Below are 20422 nucleotides of genomic sequence, written 5' to 3' on the forward strand. Positions count from 1 at the left end.
AAAACGGATTGGTCTTAGAATCGCTGGTATCGGTTGCAGTTTACGTTAACGTAAAGCGCATTGTAGACGCGCCGGTCCGAAATGTGAACATGCACGCGCAGTCATTGGAATCTGGAAACTTTTCGCATGAATCCGCTCGAATCCCAGCTCAGTTACGCCTTTGGCGACACCATTCCCGCTCCCGGCACGCGCCACGAAATCGCTCCCGGCGTTTACTGGCTGCGCATGGGCCTGCCTTTCGCGCTCGACCACATCAACCTGTGGCTGCTACGTGATGGCGCGGGCTGGACCATTGTCGATTGCGGCATTGCGAACGACGCGACCCGTGCCGCATGGGAAACCGTGTTCGCCAACGGCCTGGAAGGCCTGCCGGTGACGCGTGTCATCGCCACGCACTGCCACCCGGACCATGTGGGGCTGGCCGACTGGCTGTGCAGCCGCTGGAACGCGCCGTTGTGGATGAGCACCGGCGAATACGGCTTTGCCCGCATGATGTCCGGCTCGCTCCCGGGCGTGGACGGGACGGCGATGCTGCCGCACTTCCAGCGCCACGGGCTGACGGATGATGCCATGCTGGAAAAGCTGCAGGGACGGAAGAGTTACTACCCGACGCTGGTGCCGGCAGTTCCCTCCTCGTACCGCCGCGTGCAAGATGGGCAGGTGCTGGATATCGGCGGGCACGGATGGCGGGTGATCACCGGTTTCGGCCATGCGCCCGAACATGTGTCGCTGTTTTGCGAGGATCTGAAAATCCTGGTTTCCGGCGACATGGTGCTGCCGCGCATTTCGACCAACGTGTCGGTCTTCGCCGTCGAGCCGGAAGCCAATCCGGTGCAGCTTTACCTTGACTCCCTCGGCAAGTATGCCGGCCTGCCTGACGACACCCTCGTCCTGCCTTCCCATGGCAAGCCCTTCCGCGGCTTGCATACGCGCATCGGGCAATTGCACGACCACCACCGCGACCGCCTGGCGGAAGTGGTGGCCGCGTGCGTCACGCCGCAATCCGCCGCCGATATCGTTCCGGTCATGTTCCGCCGTCCGCTGGATGCCCACCAGTTGACCTTTGCGATGGGCGAGGCGCTCGCGCATCTGCACAAGCTGTGGTTCGACGGAACGCTGGAGCGCACGACCGGCGCGGACGGCATGATTCGCTTCCAGCGTGTCTGACATATATATTGCACAGCCTGTTTTTATTGGCCTTTGCCTCAGTTTTGTTGTCATTTCACAACCACACCCATGCATCGCGCTTATCGCACATTTTGTTGACATAGCGCGCCAGCCCTGTAGCTCTGCGGGGTAAAAAGCCATTGTCGGCTTGTCATTGTGTGTTACATTCGCTTAACACATCAGGCCACAGTCAGTTCCTTCCGGACATTGACTGACTGTCAAGCCTCGGCATGGAATAGTTCGCGGTCATGAATCCATCTATTGAACGAGAAAGCTTTAGTGAGCGCTTGCAACAGGCGCTGCGCAACGCGGATTACTCTCCAGACAGCCCCACGCAATTGGCACGTGAATTCAACATCCGGTTTGAAGGACGTCCGATTACCGTCCATGCGGCGCGCAAGTGGCTGGTTGGCGAGGCGATTCCAACCCAGGAAAAGTTGCGCACCCTTGCGCAATGGCTGGGCGTTCCGGCCGAATGGCTGCGCTTCGGCGGCGCCGACGGCTATGTGAACGGCGATGGTAATGCACCGGCACGGTTCGAATCGGCGGATGTGAAGCTGGTTGCCGACCTGCAACGCCTCGATGCGCACCATCAAGCGATTGCACGGGAATTCATCCGGATGCTGTTGCGGATCAACCGCCAGAAATAAGAAGCTCCCGCAAGTAACGCAATCCCGCGACCGCGCGGCTTCCGTACCAGGACATCATCTCCCCGTCGAGCAGCCGTACCGGCTTGCCTATCTGCTTTTCAAGCGCGTCCACATGCGTTTCCATGAAGCGATAAGGTTCGCTTGAAAGCAATACCCCGTCGATCGAACGCACGACAGCGTCCGACCAGTTGAACACCGGATACCGCGAGCCAGCCTCCCCGCCAGCCAATCCTTCCGGCCTCCAGCACTTCCACCCGATCTCTTCCATCATCCTCGCGATATAGGTATCGCGCGAGACCGTCATCCATGGGTCCTGCCAGATGCAGTACAGCATGACCTGCTCCGGCCCCTTTGGCATTGCCTTCAGCAACGCATATTCGCGCTCGAAGGCGTCGCACAGCGATTCGGCCTTTTCCACCATACCGAATATGCCGCCAAGCAGGCGATAGAGTGCGAGGTTGTCGCGCGGTGCCAGCGGATGAGTGACGATGACATGGGGAATGAAGCTTGCGAGCGCATCGACCACCGGCTTATCGTTCTCGTCGATGTTGACGACGAGATGGGTGGGCGCCAGCTTGCGGATCTTTTCCACGTTGACGTCCTTGGTGCCGCCGACCTTCGGGATGTTGCGCACGATCACGTCTGGATGGATGCAGAAGCCCGTTCGGCCAACCAATGACGACGCCAGGCCGAGGTCGCACAGCAGTTCGGTGATCGACGGCACGAGCGACACGATGCGCGCCGCACCGGGTGCGACCGGACGGTGTTCGCTGCCGATGGCGTCGATGAATGTCATGGCTTGGCCTGGCGCGGCTTGTGCGGCGCTTTCGAGAATGCCAGGTCGTACAACCAGTTTGGCAGCAATCGCAGGACTTTGGCGACGATGCCCATTTGCCAGGGAATGACGCGGTAACCCGTACCGCCCTCGATCGCAGCAGCCGCTTTGTCGGCGAACACATCGGCATGCATGAGGAAAGGCATCGGGTAGGGGTTTCCGCGCGTCATTGGCGTGTCGATGTAGCCGGGTGCGATGGTGACGACCTTGATGCCGCTGGCTTTCAGTTCCAGGCGCAGGGACTCGCAGTAGCTGATCACCGCAGCCTTCGACGCACTGTAGGCCTCCGCCCCCGGAAGACCGCGGATACCGGCAACGCTCGCAATCCCGACGAGGCGGCAGTCGCGGCTGCCGGCTTGCGCCTGCTGCTTCATCGCGGCGATGAAGGGTGCGAAGGTGGCCGCCGTCGCGGTCACATTGGTGGCGAGGATGCGCTCGAAGACGGCGAGGTCTTCCGAATACTCCGTCAGCGTGCCGGCCGAGATGCCGGCGTTGGCGATCACGATATCGATGCCGCCCTGCGCGCGCATGAAGTCCTGCGCGGCGGCAGCGACAGCCGCATGATCGGTGACGTCCACCGGATAGATGCGGTGCCGATGTGCATCGGGCAGGGATTGCACCAACTGTTCCAGCATCTCGCGCCGGCGCGCGAGCAGGCCGAGGACAGCGCCTTGCTGCGCATAGCGTTTCGCGAGCGCGGCGCCGAGGCCGCTGGAGGCGCCGGTGATGAATACACGTTTCATTCTTGTTGTTCCGGGAACGGGCAATAAAAAAAGTCCGCCCTCTTTCGAGAGGCGGACTTCAGTGTAATACGCCGCTGGCTTACTTGCCTTGCTTGGCCTTGCCGACCAGCCAGTCCATGACCTGGAAGGTCGCCTGGTGCAGCACCGGTTCCGGGCGATTGCCGAGGCTGGCGCCGACGATGCTCGGCGACGTCGTGAAACGACCGTCGACCGCGAGCATCGGCACGCCGTCGACCTGGAAGGCTTGCATCAGCTGCGTGGCGCGCTTGGCCTTGCTCTGCACGCCGAAGGAGTTGTACACCTCGAGAAACTTCGTCTTGTCGATGCCGTTCTTGACGACGAAATCCAGGATCTCGGCATCGGTGTCGGTACGGCGCTTCTCGACGTGGATGGTGTTGAAGAATTTCTGGTGCAGCTCATCGAACTTGCCCATCGCTTCCAGCGTGTAGAACAGCTTTTGCTGCGGCACCATGCTGTCGCGGAAGGCGACCGGCACGCGCTTGAAAACGATGTTGTCGCCCTGCTTCTTCACCCATGCGACGAGTTCATGCTCGAGCGCGAAGCAGTGCGGGCAGGAGTACCAGAAGAACTCGATGACTTCGACTTTCTTGCCGGGCTCGGCCTGCTGCGGCTTGTCCAGCGTGCGGTAGTCGACGCCGTTCTGCGGATTGTTCGGGGCGGCGTTGGCGCCGAAGGCGATCAGGCTGATGCTCAGTACTGCAAGTAAACGTTGAAGAAAACGCATTATGCTTCCTTTGCTTGGAGTAAATGACTTATTTGGCGATGCGAACCACCGCGGCGTCGACACCGTTGTCGGACAGCTTGCTGCGGACCTTGTTCATGGCGTCCATCTGGTTGAACGGACCGACGCGCACCCGGTACAGCACACCGGTTTCGGCCTGCCGCTCGGAGACCTTGGCTTCCACGCCCATCAGCGCGAGCTTGGCGCGCATGCCTTCTGCGTCGGACTGCTCGCGGAAGGCGCCGGCCTGCAGGAAGTAGCTCCACTTGTCGTCCTGGCTGTCGGTCTTCGGCTCTGCCGCTTCCTGCTTTTTCGCCGCGGCCGACAGATCGATCACCGGCGGCTTGCCGTCCTGCTTCGCTTCGGCCTTGGGATCGACCTTCACCACTTCGGGCTTCTTGTCCGGCTGCGGCGCGGCAGTATTCTCGGGTGGCGCCGGCTCCTTCGCCAGGTCCTTTGCCACGTCTTTCGAGGCCGCCCTGTTGCCGTACAACGGACGGTTCGGATCCGCGCTCTGGTTCGGCGTCGGCTCGCCGGCCTTGACCTTGCCGGACTTGTCGGTGAAGGGCATCGGCGTCTTGTTGATGGTCATGGCCACGCCGAGCGCGATGCCAAGGCCGATGATCAGGCCGATGATGAGACCTAAAATCGTCCCGCCCTGCTGTTTAGTCTTGTACATACTTCCCCGGATTACATCTCGTTACATCCTGGCTGGCGCGGATACACCGATCAATGCCAGACCGTTTCGCAAAACCTGGCGCGTTGCGATCAATAACGCAAGACGCGCCATTTTCGTGGACACGTCGTCGACCAGGACGCGCTCGGCGTTGTAGTAGCTGTGCAGCTCGCCCGCCAGGTCGCGCAGGTAGAACGCTACCTGATGCGGGCCGAGTTCGTCGAGGGCTTTTTGTAACATTTCCGGGTACTCGGCAAGCTTCTGCAACAGCGCGGCTTCGCGCGGCGAAGTCAGCGGTGACAGATCGCTACCGTCGATGGTGTTTTCATCATCGCCCCATTGCGCCAGCACCGAGCAGATGCGCGCATGCGCGTATTGCACGTAGTACACCGGGTTCTCGTCGGACTGCGACAGGGCGAGATCGACATCGAAGGTGAATTCGGTATCGGCCTTGCGCGAGATGAGGAAGAAGCGCACCGCGTCGCGGCCGCGCGTGAGGTCGCGCTCGCCGGCCTCGTTGGCGGCGTCGCCCGCCGACCATTCGATCAGGTCGCGCACCGTGACATAGGAACCGGCGCGCTTGGAAATCTTCACTTCCTCGCCGTTCTTCATCACGGTAACCATCTTGTGCAGCACGTAGTCGGGATAGCCCTGTGGGATGCCAAGGCCGACCGCCTGCAGGCCGGCGCGCACGCGCGCGATGGTGCCGTGGTGGTCGCTGCCCTGCACGTTGATGACCTTGCCGTAGCCGCGCTGCCACTTGGTGACGTGGTAAGCAACGTCGGGCACGAAGTAGGTGTAGGTGCCGTCGGACTTCTTCATCACGCGGTCCTTGTCGTCACCGTACTCGGTGGTGCGCAGCCACAGCGCGCCGTCCTGTTCGTAGGTCTTGCCGGCCTGGATGAGCGCCTGCACCGCGGCGACCACCTTGCCGTCGGTGTACAGCGAGGATTCGAGGTAGTAGTTGTCGAACTTGACGCCGAAGGCCTGCAGGTCGAGGTCTTGCTCGTGGCGCAGGTAGGTCACTGCGAATTTGCGGATCGATTCGATGTCGTTGGCGTCGCCGCTGGCCGTCACCGGCGAGCCGTTGCTGGCGGACACGGTCTTCTTCGCGAGGAAGTCGTCGGCGATGTCGGCGATGTAGTCGCCGTTGTACGCCGCTTCCGGCCAGTCGGCGTCGCCCGGCTTGAAGCCCTTGGCGCGCGCCTGCACCGACAGCGCGAGGTTGCCGATCTGGACGCCGGCGTCGTTGTAGTAGAACTCGCGGGTGACGTTGTAGCCCTGCGCTTCCAGCAGCGAGGACAGCGCGTCGCCGAGCGCGCCCTGGCGGCCGTGGCCGACGTGCAGCGGGCCGGTCGGGTTGGCGGAGACGAATTCGACCATCACTTTCTTGCCTGCGCCGGTCTTGCCTTTGCCGTATTCCGCGCCTTCGTTCAGGATGGCACGCACGACCGCCTGCTTGGCGGTGGCGGCCACGCGCAGGTTGATGAAGCCGGGGCCGGCGATTTCGGCGGTATCGATCAGGTCGCCCTTGTTGGCCAGCACATGCGCGACGATGGCCTGCGCCAGTTCACGCGGGTTCTTCTTCAGCGGCTTGGCGAGCTGCATCGCGATGTTGCAGGCGATGTCGCCATGCGATGGATCGCGCGGGCGCTCCAGCACGACGTTGGGTTGCAGTTCGGTTCCGGCGACGATGGGGGCGAGGGCGGCCTGGAACAGGTCGACGATCTGTTGTTTTTGTGAAGCGAGCATGGAATGAAAGACAACGGCGGGTGCCGTTGTTCAGTGAATTTGAGGATGGGGGGAATTATACCGGCTCCCGGCCCCCAATCTTATCCGCCCAGTTTCTCGCGGCAGTAGGAGCCGATGAAGCGCGCCATCTGGAAAGCATCGGGCAGCCATGGCGATCCTGACAACTTTTGCGGCAGGAGGTAGATGTAGGTGCCGGCTTCGACCGATTCCCCTGACGCAAGCGTGACCCTGACCGTGTCGCGCCGGTATTCGCTGCCTTCGAAGTGGTCGAGCGCGGCCATGTCCTCGGGCGAGACGTCGAAGTACAGCACGCCGTCCACACTCGCGCCAGGGGCCGCAACCATGCCCGGATAGGTTTCCCCGGCAATCTCGAAGCGCGCGTGGCCGTCGAGGCGGGCCGGGACGCTGCGGTACTCGCCGCGCACGACGCGCTGCCAGACTTCGGGAAACATCAGGGAACCGTAGGTAAAAACGTGGAAAGACATGGATCGCCGGAAATTTGAAGAAACCCAAGCATAGCCGTTTTCCCTGAAGCGCGTCGCACCCGCACCGGGCACAAGCGCTAAACTAGTCGCTTTTACATCGCGCGCCGACCCGCCATGACCACATTCCACATAGAAAACGTCAACATCTCCTCCTTTGAAACCATGCCCACGCCGGAGGCCTTGCATGCCCAACTGCCGCTGACCGACGCCGCGGGCAATGCGGTGATGCAGGGCCGGGAGGCGCTGCGCAACATCCTCGATCGCAAGGACCCGCGCATGTTCGTCGTGGTCGGACCGTGCTCCATCCATGACCCGGCGGCGGGCCTCGACTATGCGCGACGCCTGAAGAAGCTGCAGGAAGAAGTGCAGGACACCATGCTGCTGGTCATGCGCGTGTACTTCGAAAAGCCGCGCACCACGACCGGCTGGAAGGGCTATATCAACGATCCGGACATGGACGACTCCTTCCACATCGAACGCGGCATGGCCAATGCGCGCAAGTTCCTGCTCGATGTGTGCGAACTCGGCCTGCCGACCGCGACCGAAGCGCTCGACCCGATCTCGCCGCAATATCTCGGCGACCTGATCGCATGGACCGCCATCGGCGCGCGCACCACCGAATCGCAGACGCATCGCGAAATGTCGTCCGGCCTCTCGACGCCGGTCGGCTTCAAGAACGGCACCGATGGCGATATCGGCATCGCGATCAATGCCATCCTGTCGGCGTCGCATCCGCACTCCTTCCTCGGCATCAACGGCCAGGGCAAAGTGTCCATCGTGCGCACCAGCGGCAACCGCTACGGCCACGTGGTGCTGCGCGGCGGCGACGGCCGCCCGAATTACGACACGGTATCCGTCGCCATGGCCGAGCAGGCGCTGCAGAAAGCAAAGCTGCCCGCCAGCGTGGTGGTCGATTGTTCGCATGCGAACAGTTTCAAGAATCCCGACCTGCAGCCGCTCGTGATGGCCGATGTGGTGAACCAGATCCGCTGCGGCAACAAGTCGCTGGTCGGCGTGATGATCGAATCGAACATCGTCGGCGGCAAGCAGTCGATCCCGGAAGACCTGTCCAAGCTGGTCTATGGCTGCTCTGTCACGGACGGTTGCGTGGGCTGGGAAACGACGGAGAAGATGCTGCGCGATGCGGATGCGTTGCTGCGCGACGTGCTGCCGCGGCGCCTGAAATAAGCCGGTTCATGCCCACGCGATTCGCCCTGCCCGCACTCGTGCTGGCCTGCATGTTCGGCGGCAGCGCGATGGCGGACAACGGTATCGCCAAGCGCGTCGCGCCCTGCATGACCTGCCACGGCAAGGAGGGCCGGGCGACCAACGACGGCTACTACCCGCGCATCGCGGGCAAACCCGCCGGCTACCTGTTCAACCAGTTGCGCAACTTCCGCGACGGCCGGCGCGAGCAGTATCCGCTGATGACCTATCTCGTGCAGCATCTGTCCGACGACTACCTGAAGGAGATGGCGGAATACTTCGCGGCGCAGGACTTGCCCTATCCGCCGCCGCAGCCGGCCGCGGTTTCGCCTGCCGTCCTTGAACGCGGCAAGGTCCTCGCCATGGACGGCGATCGCGCGCGCAACATCCCTGCCTGCACGGCTTGTCACGGCAAGGCGCTGACCGGGGTGGCGCCGGCCTTGCCGGGGCTGCTCGGCCTGCCGCGCGATTACCTGCTCGGACAGTTCGGCGCATGGCGCGAAGGCGCGCGGCGTGCCGCCGCCCCGGATTGCATGGGTGAGATCACCAGCCGGCTTTCGCTGGAAGACATCAACGCCGTTTCTTCCTGGCTCGCGGCGCAGGCTGTTCCTCCCGACGCCAAGCCGGCAGCGAGCCTTCCCGGAAAACTGCCGGTCGAGTGCGGCAGCGTGCAACGATGAAGCGGCTCGGACTCATCCTCGTCATCCTGCTTGCTGCCCTGATCGCGGCCACGGCGTATCTTGGGTTGCGCGAGGACACGGTCCCAGCCAGCACGGGAACCGGCGACCTCGTGGCGCGCGGCGCCTACCTTGCGCGCGCAGGGGACTGCCAGGCATGCCACACGACGCGCGGTGGCGCGCCCTTCGCCGGCGGACGCGCGATACGCACGCCGTTCGGCGCGCTCCATGCGCCCAACATCACGCCCGACAAGGAAACCGGCATCGGCAGCTGGAGTGCCGGCGATTTCTGGAATGCGCTCCACAACGGCAAGGGCAAGGACGGCAAGCTGCTGTATCCGGCCTTTCCGTACCCGAACTACACCCGGGTGACGCGCGCCGATTCGGATGCATTGCACGCGTACTTCATGTCGTTGCCGCCGGTGCGCCAGGCAAACAAGGAACACGCGCTGCGATTCCCGTTCAGCCAGCGCGCGCTGCTGGTCGCATGGCGGGCGCTGTACTTCCGCCCGGGTGTTTACACTGAACAGCCGCAGAAGGCCGCGGAATGGAACCGCGGCGCCTACCTCGTGCAGGGCCTCGGCCACTGCAGCGCCTGCCATACCCAGCGCAATGTCCTGGGTGCGACGAGCGGCAAGCGCGATCTCGGCGGCGCGATGATTCCGATGCTGGGCTGGTATGCCGCCTCGCTCACCGGCGAAAGCGAAGCAGGCCTCGGCAACTGGGAAGTGCAGCACCTGGTCGACCTGATGAAGACAGGTGTGTCGCCACGCGGCGTCGTTTCCGGTCCCATGTCCGAAGTCGTGCGCGAAAGCCTGCAGCACCTGGCGGACGCGGACCTGCGCGCGATGGCGGTGTACCTGAAGTCGCTGCCCCAGGCAAACTCGGAAAAGGAAGCCCACGCTGCCCTCTCGCCGGAAAGCGAACGGATACTCAAGCTGGGCGCTTCCCTGTACGAAAAGCATTGCGAGGATTGCCACAAGGCTTCCGGCGCCGGCGAGCCTCCGCATATTCCGGCGCTCGCCGGCAACCATGCCGTCACGCTTGCCTCGCCGGTCAATCCGATCCGCGCGGTCATGCACGGCGGCTATCCGCCGAGCACGCAAGGCAATCCGCGTCCCTTCGGCATGCCGCCCTTCGGCAACATCCTGAGCGATGATGAAGTGGCGGCCGCCGTATCATTCGTTCGCAACCACTGGGGCAATCGCGCATCGATGGTGACCGGGCAGCAGGTGAACCCGTACCGGACCGTGCAACTGGATTGATCCCCGCCCTCCCATTCCATGCCATCTCCCATGCAGATACTGAACGCCGAACAAACCGCACGCATCCTTCCTTACGACAAGCTCGTCCCTGCCATTGCGCTCGCGGCGCAGCAGCTGGCAAGCGGCGAGATCAACGCGCCGGAAAGGCTGGTGGTCGGCATGGGCGGCAGCGGCGTCCTGTTATGCATGCCGGCGGTGGCGAAGGATGTCAGCGTGACCAAGCTGATCACGGTGCATGGCGACAATGCGCGCCATGGCTTGCCCGCGATCCAGGGCGAGGTGACCGTGTTCGACACGGCGACGGGGCGCAGGCTGGCATTGCTGGACGGGCCGACGGTCACTGCGCGGCGCACGGCGGCGGTCACCTTGCATGGCATTGAATTGCTTGCACCGGCCAGGCCGGCATCTGCGCTGTTGATCGGGACAGGGGTGCAGGCGGCGGCCCATGTGGATGCGCTGGCGACCTACTTCGGCATCCGGCGGTTTCGCATTGCCAGCCGCAATGCCGGCAATGCAAAGGCATTCTGCGCGAGCATGGCAAGCGCCCATCCGGACATGTCGGTCGAAGCGATCGATATGGCAGGCCTGCAGGATGCTTGCCAGGACGTTGACCTGGTGATCGCACTCACCACCTCCACCAGTCCGGTCATCCCTTCGACGCTTCCGCTGCATACGATGGCAATCGGTGTCGGCGCGTTCAAGCCCGAAATGGCCGAGCTGCCGGCAGAATTGCTGCACGCGCGCAGCATCGTGGTCGATGACCTTGCCGGGGCGAGGCATGAAGCAGGCGACCTGTTGCGGGCGCAACTGGACTGGAGCGGCATACGCAGCCTGGCGGATGTTGCTGCCTGCGGCATGCCGCAGGTCAATGCTACCCCCGTCCTGAAGACTGTAGGACACGCGACATGGGACCTTGCCGCAGCCCGGGTGGCGATCGCCGGATTGGGTTGAGTTCCTTGCCTGGAGGGCGCGCCAAGCAGGTCCGCCGCATTGATGGTTAAATGGCCTGTGCCGTTTCATTCCACAGTCCGGACAAAACCATCCATGAGTGCACTCTTTTCACCGATTTCCCTCGGCAACCTGCCCCTGAAAAACCGCATCGTCATCGCACCGATGTGCCAGTACTCCGCCGACAATGGCGCGGCCACCGAATGGCACCAGGTGCACCTCGGCCATCTCGCGCTGTCGGGCGCCGGCCTGCTCATCATCGAAGCAACCGCCGTTGAACCGGAAGGCCGCATTTCTCCGGCCGACCTCGGCTTGTGGTCGGACGAGACCGAGCGCGCGCTGGGCGGCGTGCTGCATGCCGTTCGCAAATATTCGGCGATGCCGATTGCCATCCAGCTTGCGCATGCGGGACGGAAGGCATCGACGCACGTGCCTTGGGAAGGCGGCAAATCCATTCCGTCGAATGCCGGAGGATGGCGCACCTTCGCGCCGTCGGCGATTCCCTTTGCAGAAGGAGACGAGACGCCGGTTGCCCTCGACGCGGCCGGATTGCGCCGCATCCGCGACGGCTTTGCGGCAGCGGCACGCCGCGCCGACCGGCTCGGCATCGATGCCATCGAAGTGCATGCCGCCCACGGTTACCTGCTGCATGAATTCCTGTCGCCGCTGTCGAACCGGCGCGAGGATGAATACGGCGGTTCGCTGGAGAACCGCATGCGCTTCCCGCTGGAAGTCTTCGAGACGGTCCGCGCCAGCTTCAATCCGGACAAGCCGGTGGGCATCCGCGTGTCGGCTACCGACTGGGTGGAAGGGGGCTGGGATGTAGAGCAGACGGCGGCATTCGCGAAGGAACTGAAGAAGCGCGGCTGCGCCTTCATCGATGTGTCGAGCGGCGGACTGTCGCCGCTGCAGCAGATTCCGCTCAAGCCAGGCTACCAGGTGCCTTTCGCCGAACACATCCGCCGCGCATCGGGCATGCCGGCAATCGCTGTCGGCCTGATCACCGAAGCGGAGCACGCCGAGCAAATCATCGCATCCGGCCAGGCGGACATGGTGGCGCTGGCGCGCGGCATTCTCTACGACCCGCGCTGGCCGTGGCATGCGGCAGCGCGGATGGGTGCGCAGGCGGATGCGCCGCCGCAGTACTGGCGTTCGCAGCCGCGCGAGGCGAAGGATTTGTTCAGCCACGCCTTGCCTGGCAAACGCTGACGGCTCACTCCTCGACGCACCAGGCGAGCCACTCCGCGACGATGCCGCGCGCAAGACATTGCGCGCCGTCGACGACATGCAGCGCCGCATTCACCTCCCGCGCCACGCAACCCAGCTCGAAGCAGGAGACGAGCACCGTATCGACGCCGGCTTCGGCGGCACTGCCGAGGAAGTCCATCCAGCGGCGTTCGAGCCGGGGTGCATCGCCGGCGTTGCGTGCGGCGCTGACCATGGAATCGATCTCCTGCTGCCAGCCCGGATCGACAAGTCGGTGGCCGCCACGCCAGAGCGCCCGCTGGAAGATTTCCGACTCCACGACGGGGCGCGCGGCAACCAGTGCGATGCGTTGCGCCGACAGGGGAATCGCCTCCAGCATCAGGTCGATGGGATTGAGGATGCGCACGCCGACCGACTCCGCCAGGCGCGCGAAGGGAATGGGCGCAGCATCGCAGGCAAGCGCAAGGAAATCCGCGCCCGCCTGTTCCAGCCGGAACAAACCGTCACGGAAGGATTCGTCCGCCGCGCCGGTGTCCGGGACCGGTTCGACGGCGACCAGCATCCGTGGAAAATCGCTGTCGTGCCGGGCGCCGTACTGCGACCGGCATTCCTCCGCCAGCAGGTCGATCAACGCGCCCGTAGCGCGCAAGCCCAGGCCGGAAACCAGGCCGATGGTCGGGGAGATCGGCGATTTCATCCCTGCCCCCGCAACAGGTCCTCCACTCCCGTGGATATTCTCGTTTTCATGGCGTTGTCTCTTGTTATTGGCAGATGCCAGGGTCGTGCAAGGGGCATGCCATTCGGTCACATGCGGGTTTCGGTGCAGCCCCGCATGCGAATGTGCCAATTTCCGGCAGTCAACTGACGATTTTTGTCTGCCGGTGCCGATTACAGGTCAAATTGCAGCGGCACGCAGCTGATGCGGCCCGGCTTCGCTGCCGCGTCGGCCTGCTCGCGCGATGCGTGCTGAGTGAGCAGATACTTTTCCGTCCCATGCCCATCCGGGTTCGGATAGATGTTCAGGAAAAGCTGCTGCTTCTGCGGGATGTTTTCGAGGTAGCGCGGCCCGTTCTCCGACAATTGTCCCTCCAGCGTAAAGACGGTGACCACATCGTCGTCGCCGATGTAGGCGTGTACCTTGTACACCGGGTGGCGCGCGCGGGTGGTGATGATTTCCACCGGCTGCCTGGTCGTGATAAGCCGCACCGGCTTGCCGAGGTCGAGCGGCGGGAGGTTTTCATGCTCCAGCGGAGGTGGCGGCATGGGCCGCGTGGGACGATGCGCGGTCGTCGTGTGCTGTCGCGTATCGAAAGAGCTGTGCGGCGGACGCTCCTGCGTTTTCTGCGCGACGGTTTCTGTAACCGGTTCCTTCCTCAATGGCGGCTCCTTCCGTGGCTGCCGGGGATCGGGCGGGCGCACCGAACGCGGCGGTTCCTTGAATGTGCGCTTGGGCACGTTGAACGTCACTTCGTAGTTGTACAGCTGCTCGTCGGTCATGTCCGGGAACGGCGCCGGATGTCCGCCGTCGACCGTGCGGTATTCCACCACAGGCTCGCGCCTGCCGAGCAGGGTGCCGAGAATGCCCACGTCGATCTCCTTTAAAACGCATTTCATCAACAGGAGGCTCCTCCTGCTGGTGGAATGCGTTCTCTGCAAGCCGCCCGTTTCGACACGGTCCAAGGTCGCGGGTTCGATACCCTACGGACATCTTGCGGGCGATTTTGTTTCCGGATGTAGCGCGGCCCGCGCCGGCGCTGCAGCCCGCATCATCCGGTAAGGATTGCCGGTGAAAGGTTACAAAGCGGTCAGCCGCGCACGCAGGCGCGCCAGGGGCGCGGTGTGCGGAGCAAGCCGTCCACGCAGCCGTCGACCAGGTCGCCGGTCACTGCCACGAGGTCGGCATCGAGCGCATTGACCGCAGCGACGATGGCATCGAGATAGCCGCGCTTGATCGTCGGTCCGACGTGGATGTCGCTGATCCGGTCGATGGTGAAGCCATGCAGCGCGCGGGGCAGTCCCTCGATCGGCACATCGACATCGACGACTCCCGCCACCCGCCGCGCATTGACGAAACCAATCAGCGTGGCCAACACGGCGAGCGCAGGTACGGCGGCGGCGCTCCAGGTCACGACTCCATCGCCGGCATGCCGGCCCAGGTCACCCTGTCGGCGACATGCGGCGTGCGGATCGCATACGCAAAGAAACCGGCGGGCACAAGGAAGATGGCGGCGCAAAGCCAGGCAGCCCCCACCCATTTGGCTGCGGCTGGCAGCGGAAGATCGGGCCGATGCAGGCATGCCAGGATGCCCAGGAGAATCAGCGTCGATAACCGAATGCGCATTCAGGAGTCCGGAGAGAATGCCCCCCATGCGCATTACTTGCGGATGCATGGCGGCTTTCCTTCTATTTAGGATCAAACGACAGCGATTCAATAGGCGCAGCGCGGGAACTGCGTGCCTCGCCGGGCAATCATATTTGTATTCCGGAGTAGCGGAAGTCAGATAACTATTGGTCGTTACGCCCATGCAATCCGGCGCAAACGACCGGCCAGCCAGCCCATTGCCCGCCAGCCAGCGCCCCAGGAGCATGTAAATATGCACGAAGCCCCTGACTTCGCCGCCATTGTCAACACCTCCCCCTATCTCCACCTGTTGCTCGCGCCTGACCTGACTATCCTGTGGGTAAATGACGCTTATGCGAAAGCAGCGGGAAGACCGCGCGAGCAACTGGTGGGACGCAATGTGTTCGATGCTTTCCCGCCGGACCCGAACGATCCGACAGGCGCCGACCAGTTTCGCGCCTCCTTCGCGCGCGTGCTGGCCGCACGCAAGCCCGATACGATGGCGCTGGTGAAATACGCCATTCCCGATCCGGAAACCGGCGGCGCCGGCATGGTGGAGCGATACTGGAGCATCGTGCATACGCCTGTCCTCGACAGTCGCGGCGAAGTGTCGTGCATCGTGCAGAATCCGATCGACGTCACCGAACTGTACTCACTGAAGAAAGCCTTGCGCGCCGTCGAGCAGGCGCATGATTTCCGCTTCCGGACAGCGGGAAGCCTGTTCTCGCGCTCGCGGGAACTGGAAGAGACGAACCGCCTGCTCGACGCCAAGCTGAGCGACTTGCGAAGGCTGTTCGAACAGGCGCCGGGCTTTGTCGCAGTCGTCCGCGGGCCGGAGTTCATTTTCGAGATGGCCAACGAGGCCTACCAGCAACTGGTCGGCCATCGGGAACTGGTCGGCAAGGCTTTTCGCGACATCCTGCCCGAACTGGAAGGACAGGGCTTCATCGAAATCATGGACGAGGTGTTAAAGACCGGCACGGCCTTTGTCGGCAGGGGATTGAAGGCGATCGTGCAGCGCAAACCGGGCGGCCCGAAATCGGATATCTACATCGATCTGGTGGTGCAGCCGATCATGGATCCGGATGGCACTGTTTCCAGCCTGTTCGTGCAGGGTCACGACATCACGGCGCAGAAACGCGCGGAAGATGCGCTGCGCATCAGCAACGAACGCTGGAAGCTCGCCATCGAGGGCACCGGCGATGGCGTCTGGGACTGGGACATGCAGTCCAACGAAGTGGCATATTCGCCGCGCTGGAAGGAAATGCTCGGCTATACCGAACAGGAAATCGGCAACAAGGTCGAGGAGTGGCGCAACCGGCTGCATCCGGACGATGCGCCGTCCACGCTGGCGCGCCTGCAGGAATGCATGGACGGAAAAGTGGCGTCCTTCAAGGATGAGCACCGTCTGCGCAGCAAGGATGGCACATGGAAGTGGGTGATGGCGCGTGCGGTCGTGGTGACGCGCGACGAGCGCCGCCGGCCCTTGCGCCTGACGGGCACCATGACCGACATTTCGACGAAGAAAGAATCGGACGAACGCATCTGGCGCCACGCCAACTTCGACACGCTGACCGGCTTGCCGAACCGCCGCCTGTTTCGCGACCGCCTCGACCAGGAGGTGCGCAAGGCGCATCGCACGGGAATGCAGGCGGCGCTGCTGTTCATCGACCTCGACCGCTTCAAGGAAGTCAACGACCTGCTCGGCCATGACGCCGGCGACCTGCTGCTGACGCAGGCCGCGCGCCGCCTGAGCGACTGCGTGCGGGAGTCCGACACGGTGGCCCGCCTGGGCGGCGACGAGTTCACCGTCATCCTGACGGAACTGGACGGCGTGGGACACGTGGAAATCCTCGCCAAGAAAATCCTCGACGCGCTGCACGCGCCTTTCCATCTCGGCAACGAGGTCGCGTATGTATCGGGCAGCATCGGCATCACCATGTATCCGGACGACGCAGGCAACCCGGAAGAGCTGATCCGCAACGCCGACCAGGCCATGTATGCCGCCAAGGGCGGAGGACGCGACCAGTTCAGCTTCTTTACACGCTCGATGCAGGAACATGCGCATGCCCGGCTGCGGTTGAGCGGCGACCTGCGCAATGCCCTGGGCGAGGGGCAGCTGCGCGTGTACTTCCAGCCGGTCGTCGACTTGCACAGCGGCCGCATCGTCAAGGCGGAAGCGCTGCTGCGCTGGCACCACCCGAGCCTGGGCGCGGTGGAGCCGGTGGAATTCATTCCGCTGGCGGAGGAATCGGGCATGATCAACGAGATCGGCGACTGGGTATTCCGCCAGGCAGCCGACTGTTCCCTGCGCTGGAGCGCGGCAACCGGTGCGCCCTTCCAGGTCGGCGTCAACAAGTCGCCGGTGCAATTCCTGACCCAGGGAAAGGAAGACCACTGGACGGAATATCTCCAGCGCCAAGGCATGCCTGGCGGCAGCATCACGGTCGAGATCACCGAAGGATTGCTGCTCAATGCCTCGCCCACGATCCTCGACAGGCTGATCGAATACCGCAATGCCGGCATCGAGCTGGCCATCGACGATTTCGGCACCGGATATTCCTCGCTGGCCTACCTGAAAAAGTTCGACATCGATTACCTGAAGATCGACCAGTCCTTCGTGCGCGACATCGCCGTCGATGAAGGCGACCGCGCGATTGCCGAATCGATGATCGTGATGGCGCACCGCCTCGGGCTGAAGGTCATCGCGGAAGGCATCGAAACGCAGGAGCAATGGGAGCTGCTGCGCAATGCAGGCTGCGATTTCGGGCAGGGTTTCCTCTACGCGGCGCCGGCTCCGGCGGAGGAGTTCGAAAAACTGCTGTCGCGCGGCGCGGCATTCCATTAAAAAAATCCCCGCACGAGGCGGGGAAAAGAGAGCTGCGGAATGGCAACCCTTGAAGACACCGTTCTGCTATCGGCAATATCAGGCGGCATCTCCCAGCTAGCTGAACCGGTCGCCTCCCGCATCTCCAGGTGATGCTTTTGACAATCACCGGATGCGTGGAGTATGCACGGGCCAAGCTTTCGGCCGCCTTTCAATCGCGTTATTTCGCGCTGGCCCCGCGGTGCGCCCATCCTGTCGTCCGCCGTTCGATGACAGCAAACAATTCGTACATCGCCATTGCCATGGCGCCGATCACCACCAGTCCGGCGAAGGCAAGCGGCATCTTCATCGCCGAGCCCGCCGACACCAGCAGGTAGCCGATGCCCTCGTTGGCCGCGTTCATCTCCGACACGGTGGAACCGACGAAGGCCAGCGTGATGGCGACCTTCAGCGAGGCAAAGAAATACGGCATCGATCGCGGCAAGCCGACCTTGAGCAGCACATCCATGCGCCGCGCGCCGAGTACCCGCAGCACGTCTTCCAGCTCCGGCTCCAGCGTCGCCAGCCCGGTGGCGATGTTGACCATGATCGGGAAGAACGAGATCAGGAAGGCCGTCAGGATCGCCGGCCCGGCGCCGATGCCGAACCAGACGACGAGGATCGGGACGAAGGCTGCCTTGGGCAAGGCATTGAAGGCGGTCATCAGCGGATAGGCCGCCGCATAGAGTAGCGGCGACGAACCGATCAGGAAGCCGAGCGCAACGCCGACCGCCACCGCGATGCCGAAACCGGCCATCGTCACCCAGAAGGTGCGCAGCGCATGGCCGCCGATGGGACCGGCGTATTCGACCAGCGATTCGCCGATGGCATACGGGCTGGGGAAAATGAATTCCGACACCTGGAAGGCACTGCAGATCATCTGCCAGAGGACCAGGATGGCGAGCAGCAGGATCCAGGGAGCGAAGGTCTTGATGGCTTTGGTATTCATGTGCTTCGTACCCGTCCGATATGTTCGCGCAGTTCGTGCACCAGTTCCGTGAATGCTTCGGTGTAAGTCACTTCCAGGTCGCGCGGCTGCGGCAGGGGATTCTCCTTCCGCGCCACGATGCGTCCTGGCCGCTTGCTCATCACGTAGATCGTGTCGGCGAGGAAAGCGGCCTCGCGCAGGTCGTGCGTGACCAGGATGACGTTGAACTTGCGCTCGCTCCACAAGTCGCGCAGCACGCACCACAACTCCTCGCGCGTGAATGCATCGAGCGCGCCGAAGGGCTCGTCGAGCAGCAGCATCTTGGGCTCGTGGATCAGCGCACGGCAGATCGACGCGCGCTGCTGCATGCCGCCGGAAAGCTGCCACGGATACTTGTCCGCATACCCCTCGAGACCGACGGTCTTGAGCAATGCGAGCGCGCGCTCCACGTACTGCGGCCTGTGGCGCTTGAAATTGCTGCGGTAGGGTTCGACGATTTCCAGGGGCAGCAGAACGTTGTCGAGGGTGGTACGCCAGGGAAGCAGCGTGGGAGCCTGGAAGGCCATGCCGACGAACTTGAGCGGGCCGGTGACCGGGGCGCCATCGACCATTACCTTGCCGCGTGTCGGCGGCTTCAGGCCGGTGGCGAGTTTCATGAAGGTGGACTTGCCGCAGCCGGAGGGACCGACGATGGCGATGAATTCCCCGTGGCGGGTCTGCAGGTTGATGTCTTCCACGGCGAATTCGGAGGATTCGCCGTAGGCGAGGTAGACGTGGCGGAAGTCGACGAAGGTGTTGACTTCGGCGGCGGGAGTGACGAGCTTTGTTGGGGAGAGCATGGTAGTAATCCTGTTGTCGCACATTGCTCCCCTCTCCCGCAGGCGGGAGAGGGGGAGTCGCTCACTTGCCAGGGAAGACGTTCAGTTCCACTTTCGAAGGGAGAAAAGACCCATTCCACACCGCATTCGGATCCACCCGCGTCTTGGTATTGAACGCATCCGACACCTGCGACGCCATCAGCGACAGCCGCGGCGGCGACACCTGCCCGAAGCCTTCCGCCTTCGCATTCGCGGTGGCAATCGAACTGCCGATAGCCAGCTTCAGCCGCCGCAGTTCCAGCTTCTCGTCGATCAGGCCATCGCGCTCCTTCACCACCTTGATCGCCTCCTCCGGATTGGCCATCACATCCTTCGCCGCTTTCGCAAAGGCGCGCAAGAATCCCTTCACCCCTTCCGGCTTCTGCTTGATGAAGGCATCGGATGCAATGATCGCGTTGCCGTACAGTTTCACCCCATGATTGGGATAGGGCAGGACGACGATGTCCTCGTCCTTGATCCCGCGCGCATTCAGGTTCAGCAGCGAGGTGAAGTAGAAACCGGTGATGGCATCGACATCGCCCTTGGCCAGCATGGTCTCGCGCAGCGGCGGGTCCATGCTCACCCAGGTCGCCTTGGCCGCATCGAGCTGGTTGGCCTTGGCGAAGATGGGGAAGGCGCGGCGGCCGGCGTCGAATACCGGCGCGCCCAGCTTCTTGCCCGTCAGGTCGGCCGGCGACTTGATGCCGGATTTCTTCAGTGCGAACACCGCCGCCGGCGTGTCGTTGTACACCATCATCACGCCGACCGGCTTGCCCGGTGCCGTCGGGTTGTTGGCGGTAAACTCCATCAGCGCCGCGAGATCGGCGAATCCCATGTCATAGGTGCCGGAGGCGACACGGTTGACCGCATTGCCGGAACCATTGCCCGCATCGATGGTGACGTCCAGCTTTTCCTGCGCGAAGTACCCCTTCGACTTGGCGACAAGAAAGAGCGCGGACGGCCCTTCGAAGCGCCAGTCAAGCTGGAACCTGACCTTGGTTTCCTGCGCCAGCGCGGGCAGCGCGGCGGCACATAGCAGAAGGACGGCGGCCCACTTGTGCAAACGTGTCGGATGCAT

The 20422-nt window shown here is 63.3% G+C and carries 21 protein-coding genes; 8 read left to right on the forward strand and 13 right to left on the reverse strand.

From position 1 onward, the window contains the following. Positions 1–126: 126 nt before the first annotated feature. Together AC3WOY_RS11970 and AC3WOY_RS11975 are read left to right on the forward strand one after the other, a co-directional pair. On the forward strand, positions 127–1167 hold the full coding sequence (locus AC3WOY_RS11970) for an MBL fold metallo-hydrolase (RefSeq protein ID WP_492423989.1): 1041 nt from the start codon (positions 127–129) through the stop codon (positions 1165–1167). A 248-nt stretch (positions 1168–1415) separates the two neighbouring features. Next, on the forward strand, positions 1416–1817 hold the full coding sequence (locus AC3WOY_RS11975) for a hypothetical protein (protein WP_492423991.1): 402 nt from the start codon (positions 1416–1418) through the stop codon (positions 1815–1817). Here the strand turns inward: AC3WOY_RS11975 and AC3WOY_RS11980 are convergent. The 6 genes from AC3WOY_RS11980 to AC3WOY_RS12005 form a co-directional block, all read right to left on the reverse strand. Further along, positions 1801–2613, reverse strand: a complete 813-nt coding sequence (locus tag AC3WOY_RS11980; protein WP_492423993.1) for a helical backbone metal receptor — start codon at positions 2611–2613, stop codon at positions 1801–1803. The genes AC3WOY_RS11975 and AC3WOY_RS11980 overlap by 17 nt on opposite strands. Next, positions 2610–3395, reverse strand: coding sequence for an SDR family oxidoreductase (locus AC3WOY_RS11985; RefSeq protein ID WP_492423995.1), 786 nt, complete (start codon positions 3393–3395; stop codon positions 2610–2612). Before AC3WOY_RS11985 ends, AC3WOY_RS11980 begins: the two co-directional genes overlap by 4 nt. A 79-nt stretch (positions 3396–3474) precedes the next feature. Then, positions 3475–4140 carry a thiol:disulfide interchange protein DsbA/DsbL gene (locus AC3WOY_RS11990; RefSeq protein WP_492423997.1) on the reverse strand — a complete coding sequence of 222 codons (666 nt, stop codon included), beginning with the start codon at positions 4138–4140 and terminating at the stop codon, positions 3475–3477. Between the two features lie 28 nt (positions 4141–4168). Next, positions 4169–4816 carry an SPOR domain-containing protein gene (locus AC3WOY_RS11995; protein ID WP_492423999.1) on the reverse strand — a complete coding sequence of 216 codons (648 nt, stop codon included), beginning with the start codon at positions 4814–4816 and terminating at the stop codon, positions 4169–4171. Positions 4817–4837: 21 nt separating this feature from the next. Further along, complete coding sequence (gene argS / locus AC3WOY_RS12000; RefSeq protein ID WP_492424001.1) at positions 4838–6565, reverse strand: arginine--tRNA ligase; 1728 nt, start codon at positions 6563–6565, stop codon at positions 4838–4840. Between the two features lie 80 nt (positions 6566–6645). Further along, the gene (locus tag AC3WOY_RS12005) at positions 6646–7050 is read right to left on the reverse strand and encodes a gamma-glutamylcyclotransferase family protein (RefSeq protein WP_492424003.1); all 405 of its coding nucleotides are present in this window, start codon (positions 7048–7050) and stop codon (positions 6646–6648) included. Between the two features lie 114 nt (positions 7051–7164). On the opposite strand from AC3WOY_RS12005, the gene AC3WOY_RS12010 reads away from it, so the two are divergent. The 5 genes from AC3WOY_RS12010 to AC3WOY_RS12030 all read left to right on the forward strand — a co-directional run bounded on the left by AC3WOY_RS12010 (position 7165) and on the right by AC3WOY_RS12030 (position 12355). Then, a complete protein-coding gene (locus AC3WOY_RS12010; protein WP_492424005.1) occupies positions 7165–8238 on the forward strand; it encodes a 3-deoxy-7-phosphoheptulonate synthase in 1074 nt (357 codons plus the stop codon). A gap of 8 nt (positions 8239–8246) precedes the next feature. Further along, positions 8247–8936: a c-type cytochrome gene (locus AC3WOY_RS12015; RefSeq protein WP_492424007.1), complete on the forward strand. Its 690-nt coding sequence runs from the start codon at positions 8247–8249 to the stop codon at positions 8934–8936. Then, a complete protein-coding gene (locus AC3WOY_RS12020; protein ID WP_492424009.1) occupies positions 8933–10198 on the forward strand; it encodes a c-type cytochrome in 1266 nt (421 codons plus the stop codon). Before AC3WOY_RS12015 ends, AC3WOY_RS12020 begins: the two co-directional genes overlap by 4 nt. A 30-nt stretch (positions 10199–10228) precedes the next feature. Beyond that, entirely contained in the window at positions 10229–11149 is a 921-nt protein-coding gene (locus tag AC3WOY_RS12025; protein ID WP_492424011.1) for a delta(1)-pyrroline-2-carboxylate reductase family protein, read from the forward strand. Between the two features lie 93 nt (positions 11150–11242). After that, the gene (locus AC3WOY_RS12030; RefSeq protein WP_492424013.1) at positions 11243–12355 is read left to right on the forward strand and encodes an NADH:flavin oxidoreductase/NADH oxidase; all 1113 of its coding nucleotides are present in this window, start codon (positions 11243–11245) and stop codon (positions 12353–12355) included. 4 nt (positions 12356–12359) lie between these two features. Here AC3WOY_RS12030 and AC3WOY_RS12035 read toward each other — a convergent pair whose 3' ends face one another. The 4 genes from AC3WOY_RS12035 to AC3WOY_RS12050 all read right to left on the reverse strand — a co-directional run bounded on the left by AC3WOY_RS12035 (position 12360) and on the right by AC3WOY_RS12050 (position 14693). Continuing rightward, positions 12360–13049, reverse strand: coding sequence for an aspartate/glutamate racemase family protein (locus AC3WOY_RS12035; RefSeq protein ID WP_492424015.1), 690 nt, complete (start codon positions 13047–13049; stop codon positions 12360–12362). A 191-nt stretch (positions 13050–13240) separates the two neighbouring features. Then, the gene (locus AC3WOY_RS12040; RefSeq protein ID WP_492424017.1) at positions 13241–13966 is read right to left on the reverse strand and encodes a hypothetical protein; all 726 of its coding nucleotides are present in this window, start codon (positions 13964–13966) and stop codon (positions 13241–13243) included. Positions 13967–14157: 191 nt separating this feature from the next. Beyond that, positions 14158–14481, reverse strand: a complete 324-nt coding sequence (locus AC3WOY_RS12045; protein WP_492424019.1) for a hypothetical protein — start codon at positions 14479–14481, stop codon at positions 14158–14160. Then, positions 14478–14693, reverse strand: coding sequence for a hypothetical protein (locus AC3WOY_RS12050; RefSeq protein ID WP_492424021.1), 216 nt, complete (start codon positions 14691–14693; stop codon positions 14478–14480). The genes AC3WOY_RS12045 and AC3WOY_RS12050 overlap by 4 nt, the downstream gene beginning before the upstream one ends. A gap of 253 nt (positions 14694–14946) precedes the next feature. On the opposite strand from AC3WOY_RS12050, the gene AC3WOY_RS12055 reads away from it, so the two are divergent. Continuing rightward, positions 14947–17541: a sensor domain-containing protein gene (locus AC3WOY_RS12055; protein ID WP_492424023.1), complete on the forward strand. Its 2595-nt coding sequence runs from the start codon at positions 14947–14949 to the stop codon at positions 17539–17541. A 199-nt stretch (positions 17542–17740) separates the two neighbouring features. On the opposite strand, the gene AC3WOY_RS12060 is transcribed toward AC3WOY_RS12055, so the two are convergent. The 3 genes from AC3WOY_RS12060 to AC3WOY_RS12070 form a co-directional block, all read right to left on the reverse strand. Further along, positions 17741–18508 (reverse strand): ABC transporter permease, encoded by a 768-nt coding sequence (locus AC3WOY_RS12060; RefSeq protein WP_492424025.1) that lies wholly within the window; start codon positions 18506–18508, stop codon positions 17741–17743. Next, the gene (locus AC3WOY_RS12065) at positions 18505–19326 is read right to left on the reverse strand and encodes an ABC transporter ATP-binding protein (protein WP_492424027.1); all 822 of its coding nucleotides are present in this window, start codon (positions 19324–19326) and stop codon (positions 18505–18507) included. The genes AC3WOY_RS12060 and AC3WOY_RS12065 overlap by 4 nt, the downstream gene beginning before the upstream one ends. A gap of 61 nt (positions 19327–19387) precedes the next feature. Continuing rightward, complete coding sequence (locus AC3WOY_RS12070; RefSeq protein ID WP_492424029.1) at positions 19388–20422, reverse strand: ABC transporter substrate-binding protein; 1035 nt, start codon at positions 20420–20422, stop codon at positions 19388–19390.

This window comes from Noviherbaspirillum sp. FW303-A3, from assembly GCF_058788695.1.